Raw genomic sequence first — 23551 nt, 5'->3', positions numbered from 1 at the left:
CGGCGGTGGTGACGGTGTCGTGCCACCACAGGTCGCGGCCTTCGGTCCAGGGGACTTCGATGCCGGTGCGGCGCACCACCAGCACATGCTCGACGGTCGATGGCCCGTCACCCAATGCCTCGTCCACCCCGGCCTTGAGCGGCGCTGCCGTGCCGCGCCGCCACTGCCCGTCGGTGGTGATCACCAGGCGCGCCCCGGCGTCGTCGACGCGCTGGCGCAACGCGGTGGGGGAGAATCCGGCGAAGACGACGGAGTGGGTCAGGCCGAGGCGAGCGCAGGCGAGCATGGACACGATGGCCTCGGGCACCATCGGCATGTAGATGGCCACCCGGTCGCCCGCGACCAGGCCCAGTTCGGTGAACGCGTTGGCGGCCCGGCAGACCTCGTCCCGCAGTTGTTCGTAGGTGATGGCGCGTGAGTCGCCGGGTTCGCCTTCCCAGTGGATGGCGACCTGGTCGCCGTGTCCGTCCAGGACGTGGCGGTCCACGCAGTTGTAGGCGACGTTGAGCTTTCCGCCGACGAACCATTTCGCCACCGGAGCCCCGCTCCAGTCCAGCACCTGGGTCCACGGCTGCTCCCAGTGCAGCCTGCGAGCCTGTTCGGCCCAGAACTCCAGCCGATCGGACCGCGCCCGGTCGTACAGCGCCTCGCTCGCGTTCGCCTGGGCGGCGAACTCCGCGGCGGGCGGGTAGGCGGTGGTGTCGCGGTCATCGGTGGTTGCGCTGGTCACGCGAGATCTCCTAACGAAAGAACAGAGGGGACGAGGAATGCCGGGCAGTGCTCAGTGCACCACCGCCTTCTCGGCGCCGACGCCGGTGAGCGAGCGGACTTCCATCTCCGCGGCCTTGGCCGGGTCCTCGGTCTTGCCTCCCACGAAGGTGCCGATGATGCCGAGCAGGAACGCGAGCGGGATGGAAACGATGCCCGGGTTGGACAGCGGGAACCAGTCGAAGTCCGAACCGGGCAGCATGGCGGTCTTGCTGCCGGACACCGCGGGGGAGAACACGATCAGCACGATCGTCGAGATCAGGCCGCCGTACATGCTCCACAGCGCGCCGGTGGTGTTGAACCGCCGCCAGAACAGCGAGTACAGGATGGTCGGCAGGTTCGCCGACGCCGCGACCGCGAACGCCAGCGCCACCAGGAAGGCGACGTTCTGGCCGTTGGCCAGGATGCCCAGCGCGATGGCCAGTATGCCGATCACCACGGCGGTGATCCGGGAGACCCGGACCTGTTCGCGCTCACCGGCTTTCCCGCGCTTGATGACATTCGCGTAGATGTCGTGGGCGAACGACGCCGACGCCGTGATGGTCAGGCCCGCGACCACCGCGAGGATGGTGGCGAAGGCGACCGCCGAGATCACCCCGAGCAGCACCACGCCGCCGAGTTCGAAGGCCAGCAGCGGCGCGGCCGAGTTCTGCCCGCCCGCGGCCGCGAGGATGCGATCGGGCCCGACGATCGCCGCCGCGCCGTAGCCCAGGACCAGGGTGAACAGGTAGAACGCGCCGATCAGGCCGATGGCCCAGACCACCGAGCGTCGCGCCTCTTTGGCGGTGGGCACGGTGTAGAAGCGCATCAGCACGTGCGGCAGGCCCGCGGTGCCGAGCACCAACGCCAGGCCCAGCGAGAGGAAGTTGAGCTTCGAGGTCTCGCTGCCGCCGTACTGCGCGCCGGGTGCGAGCACGTCGCGTGCGGCGACGGCCTTGTTCGCCGAACCGGAGACCGCTTTCTGCGCGGAGCCGAGGATCTCGGAGAAGTCGAAACCGAACTTGGCGAAGACCATGACGGTCATCAGCGCCGCGCCCACGATCAGCAGCACGGCCTTGATGATCTGCACCCATGTGGTGCCCTTCATGCCGCCGACCAGGACGTACACGATCATCAGCACGCCGACGACGGCGATCACGATGGACTGCCCGGTCTTGTCGGTGACATCCAGCAGCAGCGCGACCAGCCCGCCCGCGCCCGCCATCTGCGCGAGCAGGTAGAACAGCGACACCGTCAGCGTGGACAATGCCGCGGCGGTGCGCACCGGGCCTTCCTTCAGCCGGAAGCTCAGCACATCGGCCATGGTGAATTTGCCGGTGTTGCGGAGCATCTCGGCGACCAGCAGCAACGCGACCAGCCAGGCGACCAGGAATCCGATCGAGTAGAGGAATCCGTCGTAGCCGTAGACCGCGATGGCGCCCGCGATGCCGAGGAAGCTGGCGGCCGAGAGGTAGTCGCCCGCGATGGCGACGCCGTTCTGCGGACCGGAGAAGCCGCGCCCGCCGGTGAAGTAGTCGGCGGCGGTGGCGTTGTTCCGGCTGGCGCGGATCACCACGATCATCGTGATCGCGACGAAGACGCCGAAGATGGCGATATTGGCGACCGGGTTGCCGACCGTCGCCGCCGCGGCGTAGGTGTGCACGGTGTTCATGCCCGGTCTCCCTCGAGGTAGCCGCGGATTTTCGCTGCGCGCGGATCCAGTTCCCGGTTGGCGAACCGGACGTACAGCGCGGTGATGGCGAAGGTGGAGACGAATTGGCCGAGGCCGAGCAGCAATCCGGCGTTGATCTCGCCGAAGACGGGGCGGCTCATGAAGTCGTGCGCGTAGGCGCCGAGCAGGACATAACCGAGGTACCAGAGCAGGAACAGCGCGGTCATCGGAAATACGAAGCGGCGCAATCGCGTTCGCAGTTCCTGGAATTGGGGGCTCGCCTGGACTTCGGCGAATTCTGCTGCGCTCGGCGCTCGCCGCCCTGCGGTGTCGTCGAGTTCGGTACTGGTCATGATGGTCCTACCAAGTGACGTGGCTTACTTCTCGAGGACGGTAAGCCAGGGATAGGGGCCACCAGTAGGCTGTGGTGTGGGTCACTCCGCGAAGGTGTCCGAATCTGCGGTGAGCGGTCGGTACGGCGCGACGAACGGTCGGCGCGAGCCCGCTCAGTCCGAACGCAGGCTGCGCTCGCGGTCCGCGCCCATGCCCAAGCGCTCCGGCGCGTGCATCCGGACGAAGATCCGGCTCACCGTCCTCGCGCCGAGCCCACGGGTGAACGAACTCACCAGCACCATGGTGGCGAACGCCAGCGGCACGCTGATCGCCGCGGGATAGCTCAGCAACGCGGCGGGCCAGCCGCCCGCCACGTCGTCGGAGAAGCCGCCGGTGACCGAGACGGCGGTCGCGGCGCCCGCCGCGAGCCCGCCCGCGACCAGACCGGCCGCCGCGCCCGTCGCGGTCAGCCCGCGCCACCAGATGCCAAGGACCAGCAGCGGGCACAGCGTGGAGGCGGCCACGGCGAAGGCCAGGCCGACGGTGCGGGACAGATCGAGCGACACCACCGTCAGCGACAACGCCAGCGGTACCGAGCCCGCGACCAGTGCGGCCGTGCGGAAGTCCCGGATGCGCCCGCGCAGCATGTCGGTGCTGAGCACGCCCGCGATGCTCACCAGCAGCCCCGACGAGGTGGACAGGAACGCGGCGATCGCGCCCGCCGCGGCCAGCGCCGCGAGCAGCTGACCAGGCAGCCCCGCGACCACCGACCCGGGCAGCAGCACCACCGCGGCGTCGGAGGTTCCGGTGATCAGCAGTTGCGGCACGTACAGCCGGGCGAAAACGCCCAGTAGGACGGGGAACAGATAGAAGAGGCCGACCAGGCCGATCACCGCGAGCGCGGTCGTGCGCGCGGCCCGCCCGTCGGGGTTGGTGTAGAAGCGCACCAGCACGTGCGGAAGGCCCATGGTGCCGAGGAAGGTCGCCAGGATCAGCGAATAGACCTGGTAGCTGGGATGCGGACCGCCGAGTCCGCCGCCCGGCGTCAGCCAGCCCGCGCCGTCGGCGGGGGCGCCGGCCACCACCGGCACCGCCGCTCCGGCCTCGAGCACCAATCGCGTCCCCGCCGCCAGTTCGTGCGTGCCGGGCGTCAGCGGCACCGTGCCGTCGACGGCGTGCTCGTCGATGGTTCCCGTGATCGAAACCTGTTGCGGTGCACCGACCCGCACCACCACGTCGGTGGTCACGTCGACGGTCGTACGTTCGGACACCACCGGCGGTGCGGGCGCGCCGAGCTCCCGTTGGTCGGCGAGGAAGTGCCCGAGCAGCACCAGCGCGGGCAGTGCCACCGCGGTCAGCTTCAACCAATACTGGAACGCCTGGACCAAGGTGATCGAGCGCATCCCGCCACCCACCACATTGGCGATCACGATCGCGCCGACCGCCACCGCGCCCACCCAGTCCGGCACCCCGAGCAGGATGTGCAGCGTGAGTCCCGCTCCCTGGAATTGCGGGATCAGGTACACCGCGCAGATGAGCACCACGACGGTGGCCGCGAGCCTGCGCAAACGCACCGAGCCCAAACGGAATTCGGCGAAGTCGGGCACCGTGTACGCGCCGGAGCGGCGCAGCGGCGCGGCGACGAACAGCAGCAGCGCCAGGTATCCGGCGGTGAAGCCGACCGGGTACCACAGCGCGTCCGCGCCGTATTTCGCGATCAACCCGGCGACCCCGAGAAACGAGGCGGCCGAAAGGTATTCGCCGGAGATCGCGGCCGCGTTCCAGCGCGGCCCCACGCTGCGGGAGGCGACGAGGAAGTCCGAGGTGGTGCGCGCGAGCCGCACGCCGTACGCGCCGATCGCGACGGTCGCCAGGGCCGCGAGGATCAGCGCCGCGACCGTCAGCGCGGGGGCCGTGGCGGAGGTCATGACATACCGATCTCGAACGCGGCGCGCGTGTTCTCGGACCAGGTGCACCGATACGCCGAGCGACGAACGAAGCCCGTCGGACCGGAGCGCATCGATACCGTGGTCCGCGCCGCGGCAGGCATTCGGGCCGGTCGCACCGTCAGTCCTCGGCCAGTTCGAGGAAGTCCTGTTCGTTGCGTTCGGCCAGGCGCACGTAGGTCCGGCCGATCAGGAACAGCAGCGGGTACACCGCGCCGCCGAGCAGCAACCAGGGCAGCCGGATGCCGAGCACCGTGAACGAGCCGATCAAACCGATGCCGAACAGTATGGGCAGCGCGCACAGCAGCGCGATCGTCACCAGGCCCACGCGCAGCGCGAGCCCGAGTTGCGCGCGGATCAGGCCGCCGATGAGCGCCTCGCCGAACTCCGTCTGCTCGGCGACCTCGACTCTCGTGCGCACTCGCCGCGCGCCGCGTCGTTCGGAGAGCACCACGCGCTCGCGCGCCGGACGCTGCGGCGCGGTCACTGATTGCCCCAGTGTTGCCGGGGCCTGTGCACCAGCCGCTGTTTCAGTTCACGCACCTGCCTTCGGCTCACCGGCAGTTCGACCGCTTGCGCGTCGCCCTCGGCCCGCAGGCACACCACCGTGCCGGAACCTATCGTGCGCAGCCCGGTGACCAGCCGCAACGCCACCAGATACGAGCGGTGCACCCGCAGGAATCCCGCGTCGTGCCAGCGTGCTTCCAATGCCGACAACGGGATCCGCACCAGATGCGATCCGGCGCTCGTGTGCAGCCGCGCGTAATCCCCGTCGGCTTCCACCCAACTCACGCTCGACCTCGGTACCAGCGTGGTCACTCCGCCCAGTTCCACCGGGATGACCTCGCTCGGATCGGCGCGCTCGTCGGCGGCAGGCCGGTGCGGCGCGCTGCGGGACGCCGCGATCCGCCGCACCGCCTCGGCGAGCCGCGCTTCGCGCAGCGGCTTGAGCAGGTAGTCCACCGCGCCCAGATCGAATGCGGCGATCGCCCGGTCGTCGTGGGCGGTCACGAACACCACGGCGGGCGAATTGGCGAACTCCGACAGGATGCCCGCCAGCTCCATACCGTCCAGGCCGGGCATGTTGATGTCCAAAAACACCGCGTCCACGGGATGAGCGCGCAGCACCCGCAACGCGCTGGTGGCATCGCCCGCCGCGTGGATCTCCCCGATCTCGGCCCGTGCGCGCAGCAGATACACCAGCTCGTCCAGAGCGGGCTTCTCGTCGTCCACGGCGAGCACGCGCAGCGCGCCCGCCGGCTTGCCGGTAACGCGGGTCACAATCGCTCCATCGTAAGGGGCTCGCGCTGGGCAGCCGAGCCGGTGCCGTCGGCGTGAGGCTGCCTACTCGTGTGCGTCCGCGTTCGAGCCGGGATGCCTGGTGGGCACGGGCCCGTGCTTCTGGGCGTTGCATGGGTGGTCTCGTGCCTGCGTCCGGGCGTTGCGTGTGCCGGTTTCGTGGGTGCGGGTAGCCGAAGGCCTCACGCAGTACGTACACCACGCGTTCCTTGGCGGTGAGCGTTCCATGAGCGTGAGCATGGCGATCGACACCGATTCGCGTTGTTGGAGGAATTCCTGGCCGCAGCGGTCAGCGGCCGAACCGACGAGCTGGTGCGGGCCCGATGTGCGTTGTGGGCGCGAGCTGTCCTGCTTAGGGCGCGTCGCGCGCCGGTTTCACGGCCGGATGCCCGCGCGGAATTTGGGAACCCGCAGGCTGACCTTCGTGCCCGCGCCCGGCGCGGTCTCCACGACCAAGCCGTAGTCGTCGCCGAAGGCCGCGCGCAATCGGTCGTCGACGTTGGCCAGTCCGACGTGCGCGGCCTCCCCGGAGCCCGCGGGGCCGGTCCCGGTGTCGACGGCGTCCAGCGCGCCGGAGCGCAAGAGATCCGGGTCCATGCCGACGCCGTCGTCCTCGACGCTGATCACACAGTCGGTGCCCGCGTCGGTGGCGACGATGCTGACGGTGCCGCCGTGGGCGGCGCCCGCCAGTCCGTGCCGCACCGCGTTCTCCACCAGCGGCTGGAGCGCGAGGAAGGGGAGGACCACGCCGAGCACCTCGGGCGCGATCCGCAGCCGGACCTGGAGGGCGTCGCCGAAGCGGGCGCGTTCCAACGCGAGGTAGCGCTCGATGTTGCGCAGCTCGTCCGACAGCACCGTGAACTCGCCCGCGGCGCGGAAGGAGTAGCGGGTGAAGTCGGCGAACTCGAGGATCAGCTCGCGGGCCCGCGCCGGATCGGTGCGGACGAACGAGGCGATGGTGTTCAGCGCGTTGTAGATGAAGTGCGGGCTGATCTGCGCCCGCAGCGCGCGCACCTCGGCCCGGTCCAGCCGGGCCCGCGACGCGTCCAGTTCGGCCAATTCGAGCTGCCCGCAGGCGTACCGCGCCACTTCGGCGACCGCACCCAGCCGCCCCGGCCCCGGCTGCCCGGTATTCACGACGCCCAGCACACCGGCCACGCCGTTCGATTCGATCAGCAACGGTTGCGCGATCAGCGTGCGCCCGGCGTGTTCGCCGCGGCCGGGTCCGGCCACGAGCACCGGACGCTCGCCCGCGACGGCGCGTTCGGCGGCTTCGCCGAAGTACTCGGCCAGTTCGGCGTGCGGCCCGTCCCAGGCGAGCACCGTGCCGTCGGCGTCGGCCAGCGCCAGCGCCTCGGCGCCGGTGAGCGCGCGCAGATGGGGCGCGGCTTCCCGCGCGGACTCCTCGGTCAGCCCGCGCCGCAGCGGAACCGCCGCCAGCGACGCGGTGTGCAGCGCCGAATGCACCGCCCGCTCGGCGGGGGTGGTCACCACTCTGCGGGTGCGCGACCAGATCAGCAACGCACCGGCGATCAACGCGGCCGCGGCCACGACGGCCAGCGCGGTGGTCATGGCGGGCAGCGGCGCGGGGACTTCATGGGCCGATTATCGCGGTGCTCCGATCGCGTGCGGCAGGTGGCGGCCATGTGGTGCGGACGCGGGTGCGCATCCGATCCAGACAGTGCCTGCGCGAACGGGCCGATTCCGGCAACGGGGGCGCAGTGCCGCTTGCCGGGAGATCGTGTGCGGCATGGTGGCGGCCGTGGGCGTGAATACGGGGCGGGCCACCGAGCGCGGGCGCTCGCGCCAGGCGATCGAGACGGCGGTCGGCCGAACGGGCCGAGTCATCGGGGTGTTCCGGCATTCGGCACGATCGCGACACTCGCGGAAATCGGCCGCTCAGACGGCGAGTCGCCAGGACGCGCCGGTGATCTTCCCCACCGACACGCCGGGTGCCCGAGGAGCGCCCGCGAGCCGTTCCGAACCAGTCGGTGCGCCCGCCTAGAATCGGTCCAGCCAACCCCCGTCGAGACCTTGGGAGGAAGGACCGTCTTGGCCGCCTCGTCCGGATCGTTCGTCCATCTGCACAACCACACCGAGTACTCCATGCTCGATGGGGCGGCGAAGATCTCGCCACTGTTCACGGAGGCGAAACGGCTGGGGATGAACGCGGTCGGGATGACCGACCACGGCAACATGTACGGCGCCTCGGAGTTCTACAACTCGGCCAAGAAGCACGACATCAAGCCGATCATCGGCATCGAGGCCTACATCGCGCCCGCCTCGCGGTTCGACACCAAGCGCGTGCAGTGGGGCGATCCGAGCCAGAAGGGCGACGACGTCTCCGGCTCCGGCGCCTACACGCACATGACCATGGTCGCCGAGAACGCGACCGGCCTGCGCAACCTGTTCAAGCTCTCCTCGCTGGCCTCCATCGAGGGCCAGCTCGGCAAGTGGGCGCGCATGGACGCGGAGATCATCGCCCAGTACGCCGAGGGCATCATCGCCACGACCGGCTGCCCCTCCGGCGAGGTGCAGACCCGTCTGCGTCTCGGCCACGACCGTGAGGCGCTGGAGGCCGCCGCGAAGTGGCAGGAGATCTTCGGCAAGGACAATTTCTTCCTCGAGGTCATGGACCACGGCCTGTCCATCGAGCGCCGGGTGCGTGAGGGGTTGCTGAACGTCGGCAAGCAGCTGGGCATTCCGCCGCTGGCCACGAACGACTGCCACTACGTCACCAAGGACCAGTCGAGCAACCACGAGGCGTTGCTGTGTGTGCAGACCGGCAAGACGCTGTCGGACCCCACCCGGTTCAAATTCGACGGTGACGGCTACTACCTGAAGTCCGCCGAGGAGATGCGCGCGCTCTGGGAAGCCGAGGTGCCCGGCGCGTGCGACAACACGATGCTGATCGGCGAGCGGGTCCAGTCCTACGACGACGTGTGGGCCTTCAAGGACCGCATGCCGGTCTTCCCGGTACCCGAGGGCGAGGACCAGGATTCCTGGTTGCGCAAAGAGGTCGACCGAGGCCTGGCGCGGCGGTTCCCCAGCGGCGTGCCCGAGGAGTACTACACCCGCGCCTACTTCGAACTCGACGTCATCAAGCAGAAGGGCTTCCCCGCCTACTTCCTCGTCGTCGGCGACCTCGTCAAGCACGCGCGGGAGGTCGGCATCCGGGTCGGTCCCGGCCGTGGTTCGGCGGCCGGTTCGCTGGTGGCCTACGCGCTCGGCATCACCAATATCGACCCGCTGCCGCACGGCCTGCTGTTCGAGCGGTTCCTGAACCCGGAGCGTCCGTCCGCGCCCGATATCGATATCGACTTCGACGATCGCCGCCGCGGTGAGATGGTCCGCTACGCCACCGAGAAGTGGGGCACCGACCGCGTCGCCCAGGTGATCACCTTCGGCACGATTAAAACCAAAGCCGCGATCAAGGACTCCGCGCGCGTCCAGTTCGGCCAGCCCGGTTTCGCCATCGCCGACCAGATCTCCAAGGCGCTGCCGCCGCCGATCATGGCCAAGGACATCCCGCTGTCGGGCATCATGGACCCCGATCACGAGCGGTACAAGGAGGCAGCCGAGGTCCGCGAGCTCATCGGCAGCAACCCGGATGTGGCCAAGATCTACGAGACCGCGCGCGGTCTGGAGGGCCTGATCCGCAACGCCGGTGTGCACGCCTGCGCGGTGATCATGTCCTCCGAGCCGTTGATGGACGCGATCCCGGTGTGGAAGCGGCCCCAGGACGGGGCGATCATCACCGGCTGGGACTACCCGTCCTGCGAGGCCATCGGCCTGCTGAAGATGGACTTCCTCGGCCTGCGCAACCTCACCGTCATCGGTGACGCGCTGGACAACATCAAAGCCAACCGCGGCATCGACCTGGACATGGACAACCTGCCGCTGGACGATCCCGCGACCTACGAATTGCTCTCGCGCGGTGACACGCTCGGCGTCTTCCAGCTCGACGGCGGCCCCATGCGCGACCTGCTGCGCCGCATGCAGCCGACCGGCTTCAACGACATCGTCGCCGTGCTCGCGCTGTACCGGCCCGGCCCGATGGGCATGAACGCGCACAACGACTACGCCGACCGCAAGAACGGGCGGCAGCCGATCAAGCCGATCCATCCGGAGCTGGAGGAGCCGCTCAAGGACATCCTCGCCGAGACCTACGGCCTGATCGTCTACCAAGAGCAGATCATGTTCATCGCGCAGAAGGTCGCCTCCTACTCGATGGGCAAGGCCGACGCGCTGCGCAAGGCCATGGGTAAGAAGAAGCTCGAGGTGCTCGAGGCCGAATACAAGGGCTTCCACGAGGGCATGACCGCCAACGGCTTCTCCGAGGCCGCGGTGAAGGCGCTGTGGGACACCATCCTTCCGTTCGCCGGCTACGCGTTCAACAAGTCGCACGCCGCGGGCTACGGCCTCGTCTCGTTCTGGACCGCCTACCTCAAGGCCAACTATCCGGCCGAGTACATGGCGGGCCTGCTCACCTCCGTCGGTGACGACAAGGACAAGGCCGCGGTCTACCTGTCCGACTGCCGCCGTCTCGGCATCACCGTGCTGCCGCCGGACGTCAACGAGTCCGAGCAGAACTTCGCCTCGGTCGGCAAGGACATCCGCTTCGGTCTCGGCGCGGTGCGCAACGTCGGCGCGAACGTCGTCGCCTCGATCATCCAGGCGCGCAAGGAGAAGTCGAAGTTCACCGACTTCTCCGACTACCTGAACAAGATCGACGCGATCGCCGCGAGCAAGAAGGTCACCGAATCGCTCATCAAGGCGGGCGGTTTCGACTCCCTCGGGCATCCGCGCAAGGGTCTGATGCTGATCCACTCGGACGCCATCGATGCCGTGATGGCCACCAAGAAGGCCGAAGCGATGGGTCAATTCGACCTGTTCGGCGGCTTGGACGCGGACGAGTCGGTGACCTCGGTGTTCAACGTGAAGGTGCCCGAGGACGAGTGGGAGTCCAAGCACCGGCTCGCGCTGGAGCGGGAGATGCTCGGGCTGTACGTATCCGGGCATCCGCTCAACGGCGTCGAGCACGTGCTCGCCGCGCAGGCCGACACGCAGATTCCCGCCATCCTGGAAGGCGACATCAAGGACGGCACTCAGGTGACCGTCGGCGGCATCCTGGCCTCGGTGAACCGGCGCATCAACAAGAACGGTCTGGCCTGGGCCTCGGCGCAGCTGGAAGACCTCACCGGTGGCATCGAGGTGCTGTTCTTCCCGCAGTCGTACTCGGTGTACGGGATGGACGTCGTCGAGGACGCCGTGGTGCTGGTCAAGGCGCGCGTCTCGGTCCGCGACGACCGAATCTCGTTGATCGCCAATGATCTCGCCGTGCCCGACCTCTCCGCCGTCGGCGTGGCCAAGCCGCTCGCGGTCACCGTCACCACCCGCATGTGCACACCGGACAAGATCGGCGAACTCAAGCGAGTCTTGTCCAGGCACCCCGGCACGTCGGATGTCCATATCCGGCACGTCGGCGCACGAGACAAGACCACACTGCTGAAACTCGATGAGCGCCTGCGCGTCTCACCGTCGTCGGCGCTGATGGGTGACCTCAAGGCGCTGCTCGGCCCGGGCTGCCTGGCCGGCTGATCGGCGGATTCCGCACGGTCGGGTTCGGGTCGGCGGTCGGGCTGTCCGGCGGTTGTGTGACCCGCAGCGATGCCGGCCCGCTCGCGCCGTCGTCGGGCGGCGTGGGGCCGGTGCGATCGACCCGACGGCGGCGGTGTCGCCGCAATCCGAAAGCAACAGTGTCGCTGATGCGCCGACACCACGGACCCCGCCGGATCCAGCCCGGCCGCGATCAGCCGCCTGTATCGCCGATCGGCCGCGTGCCGGCCTCACGGGCGCTTCGCCGCGGCGTGGAGACGGAACGGCACCCGTCAGGGCGAATGGTCACCGCTCCCGCTGTGAGCGATCACCGTTGAGCGGCAAGGCAAGCTCGTCGAGCGGCGCGGGCCTCGGCGACGAACAGTTCTGGTTGTTCCCACGCGGCGAAATGACCACCGCGCGCGGGCTGTCCCCAGTGCACGATGTTGGTGAAGCGCTTGGCTGCCCAGCGCTGTGACGGGCGGGGCACCTCGGCGGGGAACACGCTGCCGGCGGTCGGCACTGTGATCTGGTCGCCGACCGCGGTGGTGAACCACTCGGTGACTTCGGTGATGCTCTCCCAGTAGAGGCGAGTGGAGGAAGCGCCGGTCGCGGTCACCCAGTAGAGCATCACGTTGTCCAATACCCGGTCGCGGTCCAAGACGGTGTCGAGGTCATCTTCGTGGTCGCTCCAGGTCCAGACCTTTTCCATGATCCACGCGCACAGCGCGGCCGGTGAGTCCAGTAACCCATAACCCAGAGTTTGCGGGCGCGTGGCGTGGACCGCCGAGTAGGCGGATCCGGTGCGGGTGCGTTCCTCGAGATCGCTGAGGGCCCGCCGTTCGGCCTCGGTGAGGTGCGCTTCGTTGTGCTCGGGTGCGGCCAGCGGTGGGATGAGGTGCAGGCCCAGCAGTCTGTGCGGTTGCTGCAACGCGATGCTGGTGGAGATGCTGCTGCCCCAGTCGCTGCCTGCGGCTATGAACTTCTCGTAGCCGAGCCGGGTCGTCAACTCGGCCCAGGCATGTGCGATGCGGTGGATGCCCCAGCCCGGCTCGGTGGGACGACCGCTGAAACCGTAGCCCGGCAGGGACGGCGCGACGACGTGGAACGCGTCGGCGGGATCGCCGCCGTGCGCTGCCGGATCGGTGAGCGGGCCGAGGACTTGCTCGAACTCCAGGAACGAGCCGGGCCAGCCGTGAGTGAGGACGAGCGGGACGGCTTCCGGATACGGAGAACGAACGTGGAGCGCGTGTATCGGCACGCTGTCGATCTCGGTGACGATCTGCGGAATTCGGTTCAGCCGCGCTTCGGTGGCCGACCAGTCGTATTCGTCGGCCCAGTACCGGCACAACTCTCGCAGATACGACAGCGGCACACCTTGGGACCAGTCCGTGACCGGCTCACGCTCCGGCCACCGGGTGCGACGGAGCCGTTCGCGCAGGTCACGCAGATCAGCCTCGGGGATATCGATCCGGTAGGGACGAACGCGGTCGGTCATGGTTGTTCTCTCTGCTCTGCCGGTTGAACGGTTTTCACCAGTCGGCGCGCCAGGCCCAGGTAACGGAGTTCGATCCCGACGCCTCCGGTGCGGGGAATCCGCATCCGAGCGGATCACCACATGAACTCGGCGGCAATGGAACCGACCCTCGTCCATTGTCCAGCCACCCCTCGGCAGCGCGGTCCGGCTCTACGCTCGGTCAGGCCCGCGTTCCATCCGTGCGGTCCGACTACCGGATGCCCGGCGGCCCGAAAGGATCCGTCCGCCGGACACCCTCGGATGCGTTCAGCTCTCGACCGGAAGTCCGGCATCGGTCCAATCCTGGATGCCTTCACGGTACTTCCGGACGTTGGTGTAGCCGAGTGCCTCCAGCTTGGTGGCCACGTGCTGGCTGTTGGCGCAGGCGGCATTCGAGCAGTAGGTGACGATCGCGGCGTCCTTTGCCGGAAGGAGTTGCGGGGCTTTGGTTTCCGCGTCGGCTTCGACCAGGTTGAGCGCGCCGGGAAGATGCGCTTTGGCGTAGTACTCGGCGCCGAGCGCGTCGATGACGGTCACCGAACCCGCCTCGATCTGCTCGGCGAGTTCCTGGCGCGTGATCAGTTCGGTCATGGCAGTGCCTCCTTCAGGGGAAATTTATGTGCGTGCGCACGCTATTATATGTGTGCGTGTGCACGCAACTGGTATGCTTCGATTCGTGCCGAATTCCGTGAGCCGTTCCCACCCGGCCGTCCGCGCGTGGTCCGCGCTGCTTCAGGTACACGCCAAGCTGGTGCCGGAGCTGGACGCGGAACTACGTCGCGCCACCGCGCTGCCACTGACCTGGTACGACGTCCTTCTGGAACTCGACGGACCGCAGGGGCTGCGGGTGAGCGATCTCGGCGAACGGGTCGTGCTGAGCAGGACGCGGGTGAGTCGCCTGGTCGGCGAACTGGAGTCGCACGGCTTGGTGCGCCGTGAGCCCAATCCGGACGACGGGCGTTCAGCGTTCGTGAGCATCACCGAGGCTGGTCGGCAGCGGCTGCGGGAGGCGGCTCCGCACTATCTGGCCGGGATCGAACGCCGGTTCAGCGGCCTCAGCCCGGACGAACTCCGAGCTCTGGCCGGGGCGCTACGCAAGGCGCTGGGCCCAGCCGACCTGTCCGATCCGAAGCGTTAGCGATCCGGTCGCCGCCGTCTCGCGCTGACGCTGCGCGCGGTCCTGCTTCTGTGCTGCTGCCGCCCGGCGCTGACGCCCGATCGGCTGACCGGCGCTCGAAGCCCTCGATCAATCCCTAGCCGACGCCATCGGGCCTCGCGCAGTGGCCGCCCAGGGCCTCGCCGAGGCAGAACGGCTCGAATGCCACAGGCCGCGGCGCGGCTGGGAGCGCACACCGGTGGCATCGAGGTGCTGTGCGCACCGGCCGCTGCGTTGGCGGCGACTTCGAGGCGCTACCCAGCCCGGGTCGACGCGGCGGGTCGTGCGCGGTCAGGAATGGAGCCACTGCTCGATCTGCTCCAGATTCGCGGCGGAGATGACGTCGTCACCGTTTTCGGCGTCCAGCAGCTTCCAGTCGTGCGGTGACACCGGATCGCGCACCAGGAAGTAGCCCGCTCGCGTGGCGCGGTCGGTGAGGTCGCGGAATCGCTCGGAGTTCGGATCCGGTGCGGCCGCTGCGGTTCGATTCATGAGGGATTGCTCCATGGGCGGTGTTGTCGTGCGGAATCCGGCGTGATGCGCCCGGCGGCGACCAACGCGGCGAATGCGGCGCGCTTTCTGGCGCAGTCGTGATCGCGGTGTAACTGCATGGCGTGGTGTGCTGCGGCGACGGTCAGCGGCTGGGCGGGTGCGGCGCATGTCCACGCTTCCGGCCACCGGACCGGGCGCGAATGACTCTGCGAGCGAGTCGGTTTGCGCCGAGGAGCGAATCGGCGCGGCTGATCGGTCGGCCACACGCACCCGACGCCGAGCAGCACAGCGCCACATCCCGCGAATACCGTCACGATGCTCGACAGCAGGGCCCATATCCCCACCCGGCTCACCGCTGGCAGCCGTCGCCGGAACCGGTGCGCAGGTCCTCGGCGAGCTCGTGCAATCCGTCCAGAACCTGCTGGAACGTCCAGAGTTCCGGCGCGGTGTCGGCGTGTGGCAGGTGGCCGGTGTGGTCGGTGGGAAACGCGATACCGCGCCGGTGAGCACGTTCACGCGGGCTCGACTCCTGTGGCACGATCCGGCCGCGCCGTACCAAGGTGTAGAAGGCGACCCACTTCCACGCGCACCGATCGACCCGGCATCCCCGGTGCCGCCGCATAAGCCGGTGCGCCAACTCGACATCAGCCGAGCCGCAGATTCTCGGCGGCGCGACCACCCCGCTGCCTTCCTTCTGATTACGCACGATCTTTCCTATCCCTTCCTGCCCACCCGGGCTGGTGATGTCACGAGTGGCACATGGCTGCGGCATTTCGCGAGTGGGCTCTCCATCATGTGCCGCTGATCTTGAATCTCGGGGCCGTCACGGCTGGTGGTTGACGGGTGCTTGCGTCGCCAGGGTGTTTCGGCCGTGGTGGGTGATTTCGTAACGGTTGATTTGGGGCCCGGTCACGATGAGTTCTTGGCTGACGAGGTTCGCCAGGGCTTGGCGGGTCTTCCATTCGGTGAGACTGGCCGACACTTTGATCTGATATGCGGTGAGCATCCCTCCGTAGCTCAGCACCCGCAGGATTCGGACTTGCGCGGCGGAGAGGCTTCCATGTTGCTGGGCCATGCGCCTATGTTGCAGCACGCGAACAGCATTCAAACGGCTAAAGCGGACGGTCCGAAGAAGTCGGCCATCCGCCCAGAGCCCGGACCGGTCCACAGGTAGTCAGACGTCCGAAACGGACCGACGTTTGGGCCGTTTCGGACCGAGCAGGGAAAAGGGGAGCGATGGGGAAGGACGATCAGCCTGGTTCGACACTGCCGCGTCGGCAGCTCGGCCGGGCGCTGCGGGAGGCGCGCGAAGGTGCCGGGTTCACGCTCGAGCGAGCTGCCCAGCTCATGGAGATGGGCAAGACTTCGGTCGGCAGAATCGAGAAGGGGCAGAACGACAAGGTCAAGCTGCGCGACGTGGAGGCGTTCGGTAAGTTGTACGGACTCGGCTCGGAGCGGATCGAGGAGCTGAAAACCCTTGCACAGCAAACCGCTACAAAGGGGTGGTGGCACGCATCGCATCACCTGATTGCGCCTGTATTCAAAACATATCTCGGGCTCGAATCCGGCGTATCAGATCTGTCGGTCTACCAGTCGATGATTATTCCCGGCTTGCTGCAAGTGGCTGACTACGCGAGGTGTATCGAGCGGCCGTATTACGCGGATGACACGCAAGAAGAACTCGAACGTCGTGTGCTGCTGCGATTGCGTCGAGCGGCGATTCTGACCCGGAAGTACAGCCCGGTCGCAGCCGATTTCGTTGTGCACGAGAGTGTTCTGCATACGATCGTGGGATCGAATGCGGTCATGTCTGCGCAAGCGCGACATATGGCTGACATGAGCACGCTGCCCAATGTTACGTTGCGAATACTGCCGTTCTCGGCTGGTTTTCCGGTGGATGAGGGCCCGGTCCAGCCGTACATCATCCTCAACTTTCCGTTGAGCAGCCGAGAGTTTGGGACGGAGCCACCTGTGGTCTACGCCGAAACCTTCACAGGATCGATGTTTTTCGAGGACAGTATTGATGTGAAACGATATCGCGAGATTCACGAGGCCCTTCAGCGCGCCGCGCTCGAGGAGAAAACGTCGAGAGATCTGCTCAGGCAGATGGCAAGGAGATACGAACAGTGACCATCGGCCTAGATAACGCACAGTGGCTCAAGTCATCGCGTAGCACTTCGGCACACGAATGTGTCGAAGTTGCTTGGCTCGAGGCAGGGCATGTCGGTGTTCGCGATTCGAAGAACCCAACCGGCCCGGCGCTGATCTTCGCGCCGGGCCAGTGGGATGTCTTTGCCTCCGGCATCCGTGACGGGGAGTTCGACCGATCGGCTTGAAGTGGATTCCCACCGCGAACAACAGCGGCCCCGCACCCGAGCAACGCATGGTCGGGCCAGGGCCGCTGACGGAGCTATCAGTTCACCTCCGCCAGGGTCGGGGCAGGTGTGTCGACCGACGCGCGTGAAACCTCCTTGCGGTGCAGCGCGTGGCTGCAAGCGACGACGGTGAGGGCGGCGAGGCCGAGAATCACGCCGATCCAGGCGACCGCCGGGTAGTCGAGGCCCGCGCTGATGGCCAGGCCGCCGAGCCAGGGACCTGCGGTGATGCCTACGTTGAACGAGGAGATGTTGGTGGCTCCCGCCAGGGTGGGCGCGTTGCCCGCGAGGGTGAAGACGCGGCTGTTCAGGGTCGGGTTGATGCCGAAACCGAAGGCGCCCAAAAGGAACGACAGCAGTACGACGGGGGCGATGTGCTCCATCGTGAGGGCGAGTAGCGCCGAGGTGAGCACGCCGCCGGTAATGCCGACGTACAGGCTGGTCAGCGGGTGATTGTCGGCGGTGCGCCCACCGATGACGATGCCGAGGAACGCGCCGAGTCCGTAGATGCCGAGTACCGCCGGAATCCAGCCGTCCGCCATGCCGGTGGTGCGGGACAGCAGAGCGCCGAGGTAGGCGAAGGTGACCATCAGGGCGGCGATCGCGAGCGCGGTGGTGGCATAGGAAAGCCAGAGCGCGGGGCGCATCATCGTGCGCAGTTCGGTGCTCAGGCGTAGCGGCGCGTCGGTCCGTCCGCCGGGGATCTTCGCCAGCACGCCGATCCCGGCCGCCGCCGACAGCAGCGCGACCGCCCAGAACGCCGCGCGCCAGCCGAGCTGTTGTCCGATCACGGTGCCCGCCGGAAGCCCGATGATGATGGCCAAAGTGAGCCCGCCCGCGACGATGCTCATCGCCTTGCCGCGCGCCGTGGCCGGGACGAGACCGATCGCCGTTGTCGCGGCAACCGCCCAGAACCCGGCGTAGACGAACGCGCCGACGACCCGCGTGGCGAACAGCACCCAGTACTCCGAGGTGAGCGCTCCGACGACGTGAGTGCCGACGAACACCGCGAGGAAGGCGAGCAGTGCGGTGCGCCGCGACCACCGCAGTGTCGCCACCGCCAGCACCGGCGCGCCCACCAGCATGCCCAGTGCGAAGCCCGAGATGAGCAGGCCCGCGCGCGGCACGGAGACGCCCAGGTCTGCGGCCATCTCGGTGAGCAGGCCCGCGAGCATCAGCTCCGAGGTGCCCTGGGCGAAGATCGACAGACCCAGGACGTAGATCGCCACGGGCATCGGTACCTCCTTATTTTGTACTGATCTATCCAAAATTAGGGCGCGGCAAGGGCGTCGCCGAAGCCGACAAGTCTCAGAGGGCGTCGAGGGCGGTGGTCGCGATGGCGGCGAGCGTCTCGCGGTCCGCGCCGCCGCGTGCGGCCACCCGCATCCCTCCGATCGTGGCGATCACGAAGTGCGCCAAGGCGGTCGGTTGTTTGTCCGGCGCGATCTCACCGGCGCGCCTGGCCGTCTCGAACACGTCCGTCAGCACGGCGAGTCGTCGCTGGTAATCGGTGGCGAGAACGGCGGCCAGTTCGGGGTCGCGCGGGGCCAGTTCGATCGTCGAGTTGACCACGAGGCAGCCGAGCGGGTCTTCCTCGGGGGCCTCGACGATCTGCCACAGCAGGGCGCGGATCTTGCCGCGCACCCCAGTCTCGCTGTCGAGCAGGTCGAACGTCGCCGCGTTCTTGGCTGTCATGTAGCGGCGCAGGGCGCGGCCGAACAGGTCCCGCTTGCTGGTGAAGGTGTTGTAGATGCTGCTGCGGCCAAGGCCGGTCGCTGCGCAGAGGTCTTCGGTGGAGGTCGCCTCGTATCCCGCGCGCCAGAACGCGTGCATCGCCGCGTCCACCGCGCGGTCCTCGTCGAAGGTTCTGGGTCGTGGCATGGGTTTACGCTAGCACAGTTTTGAACAGCTCGTTCCAATATACTTCGAAGGGCCTTCTGGCCAGCGTTGTTCCGGAGTCCAAGCGGCTGTTAAGCGTCCGATAGGCGGGCTCGCGGATAGTTCTGAGCGAGTCCACTCCAGGAAACGAGGATCATCATGCAAGCCATCCTGCGCACCCTGCGCCTGCTCGTTCTCGGCGTCACGCTGTTCGTGCCCGCGTTCGCCGTCGCGACGGTCGGCGCGGGCGCCGCGAACGCGGGCGCGGTCGAGCTGATCGAGTTCGCGCCGGGAAGCGATCACGCGTCGGTCGGCGGAGCGGTCGTGCGCGGCGACGCCGACACCTACGTGCTCGAGGCGCGGGCGGGGCAGACCCTGACCACCGAACTCACCTCGGTCGAGGGCAACGCGCGGTTCAGCGCCACCGCCCCGGACGGACGAGTGCTGTGCGCCGAGGAGACCGGGAGCCGGATCACCTTGCCGCAGAACGGTTACTACACGATCTCGGTAGCGCCGAGCCGGGGCAACGCGACCTACACCTTGTCGGTGCGCATCGTCTGAGTCCTCAGGGCGACACCGCGACACCGAGCGTCTGGGCGACCAGGAAGCGGGGAGCGTGCTCCCCGTAGAACGACTCGGCGTCGCGGATCTCGAAACCGGCGTCTGTCACCAGGCCGCGAATGTCGCGGTTGAGGTGGCAGCCGCCGAACAGTCGTTTCTGGACCGGGTTCAGCCGGTTCTGCCACGCCCGCACCTTCTCGTCGGGCGCAAGCCCATGCTCGACGAAATGCAAGGTCCCGCCGGGGACGAGCACCCGGCGCACCTCGGTGAGCGCGGCGGCGATGTCGGGGATGGTGCACATCGTCCAGGTCGACAGCGCGCAGTCGAAGGCGTCGTCCGGGAAGGGCAGCGCCTGCCCGTCCAGCCCGGCCCGCTCGACCGGCACGGTGGCGGCGGCGACGCGTTCGCTCGCCAGCCGCCAGCCGAGATCGGCGGGCTCGACCGCGCGCACCGACGCGACCCCCGCCGGGTAGAACGGGACGTTCAGTCCCGAACCGAAACCGAGTTCCACGACCTGTCCGTGCAGTCCGGCACACACCCGCTCGCGCAGCGGAGCCAACTCCCGCAACCCGCAGGACCGGTTGACGATCCGCGGCAGCACATACTCGGCATAGGCACCCACGTCTTCACTCTGACAGGCATCGCCCATTGCGGCCAGGGCTACACAACCCCAGCCCGACAGATTTGCGCGCCTTCGCGGTCCTCTGCTCGACCCGGCCCCAGTGGCTGCACGGGACCGAGGAGGCGGCTCCGGCCAGCCGGTCAGGAAGCCGGGACCGTACGCGCCGCTGCGCCTGGGACTGGTGTCCGTATCGGGCGGACCGGGCGTGCCCGTGGGATGCTGGCGCGGTGACTGTGTTCGAAGTCTGGGCACCGCGGCCGGAGTCGGTGCGACTGGATCTGGAGGGTGTCGTCCATTCGATGACGCGGTCGCCGGATGGGTGGTGGCGCGCCGACGTGCCCGCCGCGAAGGGCGCCAGGTACGGCTTCCTGCTCGACGACGATCCGACCGTGCTGCCCGATCCCCGCTCGCCGCGCCAGCCCGACGGCGTGCACGCCCGCTCGGCGCTGCACACCCTCGATCCGGCGGGGTGGACCGATGCGGCGTGGACCGGTCGGCCGCAGGCCGGGGCGGTCTACTACGAACTGCACATCGGGACCTTCACCCCGGAAGGCACCTTCGACGCCGCGATCGAACGGCTCGACCACCTGGTCGGGCTGGGCGTCACCGTGGTCGAAGTGATGCCGGTGAACGCCTTCGACGGCCCGCACAACTGGGGCTACGACGGCGTGCTCTGGTACGCGGTGCAGGAGAGCTACGGCGGGCCCGACGGCCTGCAACGGTTCGTGAACGCCTGTCATGCCCGCGGGCTCGCGGTCTGCCTCGACGTCGTCTACAACCACCTCGGCCCGTCCGGGAACTACCTGCCGCGCTTCGCGCCCTACCTGACCGAGGGCCGCAACACCTGGGGGCAGAGCCTCAATCTCGACGGCCCGCAGTCCGATCACGTGCGCGGGTACGTCATCGACAACGCGGTGCGCTGGCTGCGCGATTTCCACATCGACGCGCTGCGCTTGGACGCGGTGCACGCCCTGGTCGACCGCACCGCCACCCACCTGCTGGCCGAACTCGCCGTCGCGACCGAGCGCCTGGCCACCCATGTCCGCAGGCCGCTGACGCTCATCGCGGAGAGCGATCTCAACGATCCGAAGCTGATCACCCCGCGCGCGGCGGGCGGCTACGGCCTGACCGCGCAGTGGAACGACGACCTGCACCACGCCGTGCACACCGCGGTCTCCGGTGAGCGGCAGGGCTATTACGCGGACTTCGGTTCCTTGCGCTGCCTGGCCCACACGTTGAAGCACGGGTTCTTCCACGCCGCAACGTATTCCAGTTTCCGTGGCCGCACGCACGGCCGCCCGATCGATCGCAGCCTGATCCCGGGCAGCGCGCTGCTGGCCTACACCTGCGATCACGACCAGATCGGCAACCGGGCGCTTGGCGAGCGCCCGAGCGCCTATCTCACCGACGGCCAGCTCGCGATCAAGGCCGCCCTGGTGCTGTGCGGACCGTTCACGCCGATGCTGTTCATGGGGGAGGAGTGGGGCGCCCGCACACCGTTCCAGTTCTTCACCTCGCACACCGACCCGGATGTCGCCGCCGCCACCGCATCCGGGCGCAAGAAGGAGTTCGCCCAGCACGGCTGGCCCGAGGGCGAGGTGCCCGACCCGCAGGATGTGAAAACGTTCCTGCGCTCCAAACTCGATTGGACGGAAGCCGACGAGCCGGGCCACGCCCGGCTGCTGTCGTGCTATCGCGCCCTGCTCGCCCTGCGCCGCGCTCGTGCGGAGCTCAGCGATCCCTGGTTGACCCACGTTTCGGTGGACTACGACGAGTCCGCGCGGTGGATCGTCGTGCGCCGGGGCACACTGGCCCTGGTGTGCAACCTCGGCGAGGACCAGGTCGCGGTGCCGATCGCGGGCCTTCCGCTGCTGTCCTGGGAATCCCCGACGATCGGCCGTTCCGCCACAACCGTTCCCGGCCACTCGTTCACCCTGCTGGAGACGGCGCCGCCCGGCCCGCGCTGAGCGCGTGGAACCCCAGCTCGCGGCGGCCTTTCGGGCACTCGCCCGGTAACGGGCGTACAACTGTCCGAGACAGGTACTTTGCCGGAATCGTCCCATGCCATTACCGTGGAGAGATGAGCAACGTCGCTTCCGGGGACTTTGCGGTTCTTCCCCCGGGGATGGGTGGCAGCGCTGCCGCCGAATTCGCACCGTTCGTGCGCGCTTTCGCACGGGCGTTCGGCAATCGCCGGGGCGCGGGGGCGGCGTTCACGCTGCACCGGCACGGAGAGCCGCTGGTGGACATCTGGGTCGGCTCCGGCGGTGACGTTCCGTGGACCAGGGACACCGGCACGATCATCTTCTCGGCCACCAAGGGGATCGCGGCCACCGTCGTGCACCGTCTCGCCGACCGCGGGTTGCTCGATTACTCCGCTCCGGTCGCGGAGTACTGGCCGGAGTTCGGCGCCAACGGCAAGCACAAGATCACCATTCGTCATCTGCTCACCCACCGGGCGGGACTGTCCGCGCTGGCCCCGATCGCCACCGGCGGCCTGGCCGACGTGCTGGACCACGAACTCATGGAACAGCGCCTGGCCGCGGCCAAGCCCGACCGCCTGCTCGGCGTTCCCACCTACCACGCGCTCACCTTCGGCTGGCTGGTCGGAGGCTTGACGCGCGCGATCACCGGCACCGGCCTGGCCGAGCTGATCCGCACCGAGGTCGCCGAGCCGCTCGGCATCGAGGGGCTGCACCTGGGCAGGCCGCCCGCCGGTGCGCCGATCACCTACGCCCCGCTGGCGGGCACCCAGCTGAGTGCGCTCGGAAAGCCGCTCGGCGCCGCGGTTCTCGGCCGTAGCCACCGGATTCCCGGCGCGCTGGGTGCCGCCACCCGCTGCCTGTTCCTGCCCGGTCTGGAAGGCATCCTCGAGGGCGTCAGCCCGCCGATCCTGGACACCGAACTCGGTGCGGGCAACGGTGTGGCCACCGCGCCGGCACTGGCCACGATGTACGGCGCGCTCGCGGGCGACGGCACCGTGGCCGACCACAGGTACCTCGGCCGCCGCACCATGAAGGCGCTGCGCCGCGTCGAGACCTACCAGCCCGATCGCGCGCTGTTCTACCTGCCGATGATGTGGCGTCTGGGCTACCACTCGCTGCCGATGCCGGGCGCCCACGCCGGGTTCGGGCACATCGGCCTCGGCGGCTCCTTCGGCTGGGCCGAACCTCGGCTGGGCCTGTCGGTCGGCTTCGTGCACAACCGGCTCTCCGTCGCGCAGCTCAGCTACGACCAGTCGGCGGCGTTCTGGTTGCTGCCGCTCATGCTGAACTGCCTGCGTTCGTCCCGCCGCCGGATCCCGGCCGCGCAGACGCCCAAGGCCGCGTGACGCGTCGAGTTTCGGCTGCGCAGAC

22 protein-coding genes are annotated in these 23551 nt (G+C 68.5%); 7 read left to right on the top strand and 15 right to left on the bottom strand.

What is annotated here, in order from left to right; genetic code table 11:
* The 7 genes from AB0L97_RS17870 to AB0L97_RS17840 form a co-directional block, all read right to left on the bottom strand.
* The coding region (locus tag AB0L97_RS17870) for an AMP-binding protein (RefSeq protein WP_364430616.1) at nt 1-730 on the bottom strand (730 nt) is incomplete at its 3' end.
* Nucleotides 731-781: 51 nt separating this feature from the next.
* Nucleotides 782-2419 (bottom strand): cation acetate symporter, encoded by a 1638-nt coding sequence (locus tag AB0L97_RS17865; RefSeq protein ID WP_355078338.1) that lies wholly within the window; start codon nt 2417-2419, stop codon nt 782-784.
* The gene (locus AB0L97_RS17860; RefSeq protein WP_355078337.1) at nt 2416-2772 is read right to left on the bottom strand and encodes a DUF485 domain-containing protein; all 357 of its coding nucleotides are present in this window, start codon (nt 2770-2772) and stop codon (nt 2416-2418) included. Before AB0L97_RS17860 ends, AB0L97_RS17865 begins: the two co-directional genes overlap by 4 nt.
* A gap of 153 nt (nt 2773-2925) precedes the next feature.
* Complete coding sequence (locus AB0L97_RS17855) at nt 2926-4680, bottom strand: cation acetate symporter (protein ID WP_364430612.1); 1755 nt, start codon at nt 4678-4680, stop codon at nt 2926-2928.
* Nucleotides 4681-4819: 139 nt separating this feature from the next.
* The gene (locus tag AB0L97_RS17850) at nt 4820-5185 is read right to left on the bottom strand and encodes a hypothetical protein (RefSeq protein WP_364430609.1); all 366 of its coding nucleotides are present in this window, start codon (nt 5183-5185) and stop codon (nt 4820-4822) included.
* Entirely contained in the window at nt 5182-5979 is a 798-nt protein-coding gene (locus AB0L97_RS17845) for a LytTR family DNA-binding domain-containing protein (protein ID WP_364430606.1), read from the bottom strand. Before AB0L97_RS17845 ends, AB0L97_RS17850 begins: the two co-directional genes overlap by 4 nt.
* A 393-nt stretch (nt 5980-6372) precedes the next feature.
* Nucleotides 6373-7569 carry a histidine kinase gene (locus tag AB0L97_RS17840; RefSeq protein ID WP_356967695.1) on the bottom strand — a complete coding sequence of 399 codons (1197 nt, stop codon included), beginning with the start codon at nt 7567-7569 and terminating at the stop codon, nt 6373-6375.
* Nucleotides 7570-8049: 480 nt separating this feature from the next.
* Between AB0L97_RS17840 and dnaE the strand changes: the two genes are divergently transcribed.
* The gene (dnaE, locus tag AB0L97_RS17835; RefSeq protein ID WP_364430602.1) at nt 8050-11598 is read left to right on the top strand and encodes a DNA polymerase III subunit alpha; all 3549 of its coding nucleotides are present in this window, start codon (nt 8050-8052) and stop codon (nt 11596-11598) included.
* Nucleotides 11599-11923: 325 nt separating this feature from the next.
* On the opposite strand, the gene AB0L97_RS17830 is transcribed toward dnaE, so the two are convergent.
* The gene (locus AB0L97_RS17830; protein WP_364430599.1) at nt 11924-13093 is read right to left on the bottom strand and encodes an epoxide hydrolase family protein; all 1170 of its coding nucleotides are present in this window, start codon (nt 13091-13093) and stop codon (nt 11924-11926) included.
* A 285-nt stretch (nt 13094-13378) separates the two neighbouring features.
* Entirely contained in the window at nt 13379-13702 is a 324-nt protein-coding gene (locus tag AB0L97_RS17825; protein WP_364430596.1) for a rhodanese-like domain-containing protein, read from the bottom strand.
* 85 nt (nt 13703-13787) lie between these two features.
* On the opposite strand from AB0L97_RS17825, the gene AB0L97_RS17820 reads away from it, so the two are divergent.
* Complete coding sequence (locus AB0L97_RS17820; protein WP_355078324.1) at nt 13788-14249, top strand: MarR family transcriptional regulator; 462 nt, start codon at nt 13788-13790, stop codon at nt 14247-14249.
* A gap of 309 nt (nt 14250-14558) precedes the next feature.
* Here AB0L97_RS17820 and AB0L97_RS17815 read toward each other — a convergent pair whose 3' ends face one another.
* The 3 genes from AB0L97_RS17815 to AB0L97_RS17805 form a co-directional block, all read right to left on the bottom strand.
* Nucleotides 14559-14759 (bottom strand): hypothetical protein, encoded by a 201-nt coding sequence (locus AB0L97_RS17815; protein ID WP_364430592.1) that lies wholly within the window; start codon nt 14757-14759, stop codon nt 14559-14561.
* Nucleotides 14760-15108: 349 nt separating this feature from the next.
* On the bottom strand, nt 15109-15465 hold the full coding sequence (locus AB0L97_RS17810) for a hypothetical protein (protein WP_364430589.1): 357 nt from the start codon (nt 15463-15465) through the stop codon (nt 15109-15111).
* A gap of 117 nt (nt 15466-15582) precedes the next feature.
* Nucleotides 15583-15834, bottom strand: a complete 252-nt coding sequence (locus AB0L97_RS17805) for a hypothetical protein (protein WP_364430586.1) — start codon at nt 15832-15834, stop codon at nt 15583-15585.
* Nucleotides 15835-15995: 161 nt separating this feature from the next.
* Here AB0L97_RS17805 and AB0L97_RS17800 point away from each other — a divergent pair, with 161 nt between their 5' ends.
* Both AB0L97_RS17800 and AB0L97_RS17795 read left to right on the top strand, forming a co-directional pair.
* On the top strand, nt 15996-16889 hold the full coding sequence (locus AB0L97_RS17800; protein ID WP_364430583.1) for a helix-turn-helix transcriptional regulator: 894 nt from the start codon (nt 15996-15998) through the stop codon (nt 16887-16889).
* A complete protein-coding gene (locus AB0L97_RS17795) occupies nt 16886-17095 on the top strand; it encodes a DUF397 domain-containing protein (RefSeq protein ID WP_364430580.1) in 210 nt (69 codons plus the stop codon). The genes AB0L97_RS17800 and AB0L97_RS17795 overlap by 4 nt, the downstream gene beginning before the upstream one ends.
* Before the next feature lie 77 nt (nt 17096-17172).
* Here the strand turns inward: AB0L97_RS17795 and AB0L97_RS17790 are convergent, their stop codons facing one another.
* Nucleotides 17173-18369, bottom strand: a complete 1197-nt coding sequence (locus tag AB0L97_RS17790) for a Cmx/CmrA family chloramphenicol efflux MFS transporter (protein WP_364430577.1) — start codon at nt 18367-18369, stop codon at nt 17173-17175.
* Between the two features lie 73 nt (nt 18370-18442).
* Entirely contained in the window at nt 18443-19015 is a 573-nt protein-coding gene (locus AB0L97_RS17785; protein ID WP_364430574.1) for a TetR/AcrR family transcriptional regulator, read from the bottom strand.
* A gap of 156 nt (nt 19016-19171) precedes the next feature.
* Between AB0L97_RS17785 and AB0L97_RS17780 the strand changes: the two genes are divergently transcribed.
* Nucleotides 19172-19573: a hypothetical protein gene (locus tag AB0L97_RS17780; RefSeq protein ID WP_355078316.1), complete on the top strand. Its 402-nt coding sequence runs from the start codon at nt 19172-19174 to the stop codon at nt 19571-19573.
* A gap of 4 nt (nt 19574-19577) precedes the next feature.
* Here AB0L97_RS17780 and AB0L97_RS17775 read toward each other — a convergent pair whose 3' ends face one another.
* Nucleotides 19578-20195 carry a class I SAM-dependent methyltransferase gene (locus AB0L97_RS17775; RefSeq protein WP_364430570.1) on the bottom strand — a complete coding sequence of 206 codons (618 nt, stop codon included), beginning with the start codon at nt 20193-20195 and terminating at the stop codon, nt 19578-19580.
* A gap of 227 nt (nt 20196-20422) precedes the next feature.
* Between AB0L97_RS17775 and treZ the strand changes: the two genes are divergently transcribed.
* Both treZ and AB0L97_RS17765 read left to right on the top strand, forming a co-directional pair.
* Entirely contained in the window at nt 20423-22162 is a 1740-nt protein-coding gene (gene treZ, locus AB0L97_RS17770; protein WP_364430567.1) for a malto-oligosyltrehalose trehalohydrolase, read from the top strand.
* Nucleotides 22163-22275: 113 nt separating this feature from the next.
* Nucleotides 22276-23526 carry a serine hydrolase domain-containing protein gene (locus tag AB0L97_RS17765; RefSeq protein WP_355078313.1) on the top strand — a complete coding sequence of 417 codons (1251 nt, stop codon included), beginning with the start codon at nt 22276-22278 and terminating at the stop codon, nt 23524-23526.
* Nucleotides 23527-23551: the final 25 nt, after the last annotated feature.

It is taken from the genome of Nocardia sp. NPDC051911 (assembly GCF_040681035.1).
In the GTDB taxonomy this organism is placed as follows: Bacteria; Actinomycetota; Actinomycetes; order Mycobacteriales; family Mycobacteriaceae; genus Nocardia; species Nocardia sichangensis.
Note: the sequence above shows the minus strand (reverse complement) of the source record. Positions and strands in the feature narration are given on the sequence as shown.